6 protein-coding genes and 1 pseudogene are annotated in these 5,038 nt (G+C 52.2%); 2 read left to right on the top strand and 5 right to left on the bottom strand.

Annotated elements, in window-relative coordinates; translation table 11 throughout:
• Positions 1 to 200 (top strand): annotated as a pseudogene (locus tag KOR42_RS25680) (hypothetical protein); the annotation flags it as partial.
• Positions 201 to 519: 319 nt separating this feature from the next.
• On the top strand, positions 520 to 1,032 hold the full coding sequence (gene mscL / locus KOR42_RS25675) for a large conductance mechanosensitive channel protein MscL (protein ID WP_146512659.1): 513 nt from the start codon (positions 520 to 522) through the stop codon (positions 1,030 to 1,032).
• 52 nt (positions 1,033 to 1,084) lie between these two features.
• Here mscL and KOR42_RS25670 read toward each other — a convergent pair whose 3' ends face one another.
• The 5 genes from KOR42_RS25670 to KOR42_RS28040 all read right to left on the bottom strand — a co-directional run bounded on the left by KOR42_RS25670 (position 1,085) and on the right by KOR42_RS28040 (position 5,038).
• On the bottom strand, positions 1,085 to 1,603 hold the full coding sequence (locus KOR42_RS25670) for a hypothetical protein (protein ID WP_231741136.1): 519 nt from the start codon (positions 1,601 to 1,603) through the stop codon (positions 1,085 to 1,087).
• Positions 1,531 to 2,019, bottom strand: a complete 489-nt coding sequence (locus tag KOR42_RS25665) for a GNAT family N-acetyltransferase (protein ID WP_146512657.1) — start codon at positions 2,017 to 2,019, stop codon at positions 1,531 to 1,533. Before KOR42_RS25665 ends, KOR42_RS25670 begins: the two co-directional genes overlap by 73 nt.
• Entirely contained in the window at positions 2,019 to 2,753 is a 735-nt protein-coding gene (locus tag KOR42_RS25660; RefSeq protein WP_146512656.1) for an ATP-binding protein, read from the bottom strand. Before KOR42_RS25660 ends, KOR42_RS25665 begins: the two co-directional genes overlap by 1 nt.
• A gap of 10 nt (positions 2,754 to 2,763) precedes the next feature.
• On the bottom strand, positions 2,764 to 4,635 hold the full coding sequence (locus KOR42_RS25655) for an ABC transporter ATP-binding protein (RefSeq protein WP_146512655.1): 1,872 nt from the start codon (positions 4,633 to 4,635) through the stop codon (positions 2,764 to 2,766).
• Positions 4,636 to 4,876: 241 nt separating this feature from the next.
• Complete coding sequence (locus KOR42_RS28040; protein ID WP_390620856.1) at positions 4,877 to 5,038, bottom strand: integrase core domain-containing protein; 162 nt, start codon at positions 5,036 to 5,038, stop codon at positions 4,877 to 4,879.

The following is a 5,038-nucleotide window of genomic DNA, read 5'->3' as shown; positions in this document are numbered from 1 at the left end:
ACGGTAAGCTGAATGGCGAGTACCGCTCACAGATGACCAGGACAGAACTCGAAACAAAAGGATACGGCAGACGCTGGCTTGTGGAATCATTCATGAGCGGATTGAAGCGAACCACAGGTGCCGCACTCTCAGCCAGAAGCGAGAAAGCCCTGTTCGTCGAAGCCGCCCTCAAAGTCCTCGCCTACGCCCTGAGGCGTTAGCCCACGATCAAAACCTGTGATTTGTTTTCAACACAGCAAACTTACTTCTCCTTTCAACACAACAATCACAGCGTGGCTCGTAATTCGACAAACTCGATTCCGACTCTCATTCACGTGAGACTCTTCGATTCCGCTACAACAGCCACGGTGATCCCAAGCGTCACTGAGATTTCGCCAGCTTTCCTTTGCCGGTGATTCTGAGTGACGCTTTCTTGTTTTGGCTGAACAACTTCGCCCGCACGAAACTCAGTAATTCGTTGAGGAAGACGATCATCACTGCAGCTGCGATCAACGACACAATTTTGAAAGGATCACTTCGATGCTTCCGATTATCGATGAATTTAAGAAGTTCGCACTTCGCGGAAACATGGTGGACCTGGCGATTGGATTTACAGTCGGTTCCGCGTTTACATCTGTTGTCAGATCGCTGGTAGACAACATTATCATGCCACCGGTCGGAATGATTCTGGGAGGAGTTGACTTTAGCGATAAATTTATCGTCCTCAGCGTTCCCGATCACGTCACGTCTCCCGAAGAAGGCTTTCAGTCACTTCAGGCAGCTCAGGAAGCAGGAGTCGTCACTCTTGATTATGGTGAGTTTTTAAACTCTTGCCTCACGCTCTTTATTGTGGCAGTTGTGATGTTCGCACTGATCCGGGGCTTCAATCGACTCGATGAAGGGCTCGATCAGATGATGGGAGAAGAACCACCGCAACCTGGAGAACCGACGGAGAAGAAGTGTCAATACTGTCGCTCCACGATTCCCTATCGTGCGTCACGCTGCCCGCACTGCACTTCCAAAATCGAAGCTCCACCAGAATCGAAAGCATAATTTCAAGCTGTGAGTTCCAATTAACATGAGCTTCAATGAAATTGCGTCGCGATTATAAGAGTTTCGCGCGAACTCGGCTCTGCTCACTCAAGACGTAGTCCACCAACTCACCAGCAACATCTTCAAGCAAGTGAATTGCGGAACGATCGACCGGTTCAACCAGATAAGCCATGCGGAGCAAGTCCCCCTCTTCCGCAAAATGCGGAGCGATTCCGAGGAACCCGAATCCGTCAACTTCTAACTCCTCGATGAGATGTGGAGAGGCGGCGTTTGCAAGAGGCACTTCGACATACACAACCTCAACATGATCCCGCTCAACAAGTTCACGGCGAGCCCGCCTGATGAGTTCCGCAGTATTCGCCCCGATGGCATCGACTGAGATATCCGCACGTGCAGCTCCCGAATCGACTTTCACAGCCAGCCTTCCTAGACCATCCGGGACCACGGACTCACCAAAGTCGATCGGACACTCGAGCTGTTGATAGATCCCACGGACGATTAGTTGATGATGGGCGGGGACGAAAATTGTCCTCGAAACGGAGCTGTCAGCCAGTGGAAAAAGAGCAGGCATGTGACACGTTGCGCTTGATCGCTCGCTGCATCGAAGTGCTCTTTCTTCGGGGAAATCGCCAGATCAACGGCGGTAAGATGCCCGCCGTGAGCGGCGTTCGATTTTTGAGTAAACGTGTGGACTGTGACTGCGTCTGCGTACCAAACGATTAAATTCAGTCGCGCCGCTTCTTCCAGTGCCGCTTTCTTCATCCGATCCAATAGCCCGCGCCCACGGTGAGCAGGGTCAACGACTGCTTGTCCCCCTTCGGCAACCGGGCCTTTTTGATTGCGTTCCAATGCGTAGTGACCGGCAATATGTCCGTTTTCGTCAACCGCAACGAAGGAAAGAACAGTCCCCCGCGCGTTCTCGGCAGCGATGCGTGCAGGATAATAAACGTCTTCGTTGAAGTACGTATTTCCGTACGTTCGATACATCAGCTGCGAAACTTGTCGGCTTCGTCGTCCCTCATTCGCCGAAACGTATAGGACTGCTCCGGTGCGACAGGTGGTTCATCGGCGAACCTTTCAATCCTCTCAGCAGAAGAAGTTGCGGTCACATGATCATCGTGCAACCACTTAACGATTCGCAAAGCTTTTCCATCTCGACCGTAAGCAATCCAATGCACTTCATCCGCCACTTCGGCCGCGAGGGCTGCAATTCGACTTCTCGCGTTTTGGCCAGCAGACTGAAGTTCCTCTTCAAGCGCCTCGACATCTCTCGGCATTCCGTAATCTCTGACCGCAACTTCGAGTTTGCCGTGAAGTTCAACAATCGACAGCGTCACCATTCCCGATGTCCCAGGCGGGTAAGCTTGCACGACGGCATTTTCAGTAGCAGCCTCGACAATCACGTTGAAGGCTTCAATGGATTTTTCATCAAGTGGAAGCTGTTGAAGCGACGTATTCGCGAACGCACGCACACTGGGGAGATGAAGCAGATCGTTTCCGAACGTCAGTTCTAAGTGCATGAAATCGCCTTTACATCGTGTCGTTAAAATCGTTCGACCATGCCAATGATCGCTCTCGCCTCGCCCGATGTCGTTTCTTCGGAGGAATGTGGGTTCGCTTGCGAGAAACTCTGCTGAATCACCAGCACCTTCCATCGACTTCACAGCGATCAAACTGGCAGCAATCGACGCATGAGTCAGGCGCGGACGCTCACGAGACAACGGTCGAGTCTTATGAGTTTTCAGAACGACGTTTTTTGCGTCCTCGGACTCGTTCGCGAATCAGATCGAGTGAATCGCTCGGAATCGACGAAATCAATCGCTTCGTGTAATCCTGCTGCGGATCTTCGTAGATCGCTTCACTCGGACCGAACTCGACAATCTTACCTTCGTTCATTACTGCCATCATGTCTGCCATGAATTTGACGACGCTGAGGTCGTGGCTGATGAAGACATAGGTCAGATTGTGTTGCTCCTGCAGGTCTTTCAAAAGATTCAAGACTTGAGCTTGCACAGAAACATCGAGAGCGGAGACAGACTCGTCACAAATGATAAATTCCGCACGAACTGCGAGGGCTCGGGCAATGCTGATCCGTTGCCGCTGACCACCTGAGAATTCATGCGGATACCGCCGCAGGTGAGCCATCTCCAAACCAACTTCTTCGAGAAGTTCGGCAGCACGTCGTCTCCGCTCCAGCTTTGTGTCCAGAATCCCGTGAAGCATCATTGCCTCAGTGAGCATCGCTTCTACGGTCATTCTTGGATTCAGCGAGCTGTACGGATCCTGAAAGATAATCTGTACGCGACTGCGAAACTTCCTCAGTTCCCGTCCGCGCAGAGTGGTGACATCTGTTCCATCGAAGAAGATTTTCCCGTCCGTGATATTGGCGAGTTTGACAATCGCCCTCCCCGTTGTGGTTTTCCCGCATCCCGATTCGCCTACGAGCCCAAGCGTTTGCCCCGGAAAGACCTTCAGGCTGACTCCGTCGACCGCTTTCACGTGATCTGTAACACGCTGAAAGACGCCGCTTCGAATCGGATAATAGACCTTCAGATTTTCGATCTTCAGAAGCGGATCTTGATCTTCGGCAACTGTCGTTGTGTCTGATGAGCGATGCAGCGATTCGAGCGGATGGCCCATCGCAGCGAGTTCTGACTCCGGATGCAACAATCGTCCGCGACCGGTCATGGAAAGCTGCTCGATCTCCTTTTCGGACATTTCCTTTTCAGTGATCTCATAGCTTCCGTCGGGCTGTTTGTTCGCCAACATGAAATCGCTCACGGTGGGCAAGCGCCGGAACGTCGATTCCAGCCGAGGGCGGCAGGCGAGAAGCCCCTTTGTGTAGGGATGTTTCGGATCGGAAAATATCTGTTCGACCGTTCCCTGCTCGACCAATCTTCCGCGGAACATGACAGCGACTTCATCAGCAATTTCCGCAATCACCCCGAGATCATGAGTGATAAACAGAATTGACATTCCTCGCTCATCACGCAATTTGCGAAGGAGATCGAGAATCTGCTTCTGAATCGTCACGTCAAGTGCTGTCGTCGGCTCATCGGCAATCAGAACTTCCGGATTACAAGCCAGCGCCATCGCAATCATGACGCGCTGTTTCTGACCACCAGACATTTCGTGCGGGAAGCTCGAAAATCGCCGCTCGGGATCGGGAATCCCGACCTCGTCGAACAACTCAATCGTTCGCTTTCGAGCTTCCTGATAGCTTCCTCCCTGATGCCGGAGAATCCCTTCGGTCACCTGACGCCCCACCCGAAAGACAGGATTGAGGCTCGTCCCCGGCTCCTGAAAGATCATGCTGATTTCGCTTCCACGAATCTCCTGCATAGCTGAATCAGTGAGTTTGACGAGATCCTTCCCGAGGTACGAGATCCGCCCCCCCGCAATTCGGGCGACTCGATCAGGAAGCAGCCGCATGATCGTCAACGATGTGACGGACTTTCCCGAACCCGATTCTCCGACCAGCCCGAGCGTTTCCCCCGTTTTTAGAGTCAGGGTCAGATCTTCAACAGCTCGAACCGTTTCACTTTTGGTTTCGAAATAGGTCTTGAGGCCTTCGATTTCCAACAACGCATTCCCGGCGTCCATGCTTACTCCAATCCCTGTTGTTTCGTTCGTTGCTGTTGTTCAATCCGGTGGCTGCTCATCGATTGAACGATCACTCTCAATGTCATCTGTACAATGCCATCTCGCAGTGTCAACTATCTGTGAAATTTCCGATATGAATCGAAATGCGATCTTCCTGTAATTTGCTGTTTCGAGCGTTCTTCAGCGTTGTCGACGTGCTGAAATGCCCCCGAAGTTTGAACCAGGCTTATGAGAGTTGGGGTTAGGTAAGTAAGTCAGTGTGCTGGAGTGGAGGAGAAGGTGGAGCCGTAGGCGGAACCTTCTCTGGAACGGAAGCACACTGAGTCGAAAATTCGGCAGGCGTCAACCCTCCAAGAGAGCTGTGCGGACGGCGGTGGTTGTAAGTCATCCGCCAGTCCTGAAT

The organism is Thalassoglobus neptunius (assembly GCF_007859735.1).
Lineage (GTDB): Bacteria > Planctomycetota > Planctomycetia > Planctomycetales > Planctomycetaceae > Thalassoglobus > Thalassoglobus neptunius.
Note: the sequence above shows the minus strand (reverse complement) of the source record. Positions and strands in the feature narration are given on the sequence as shown.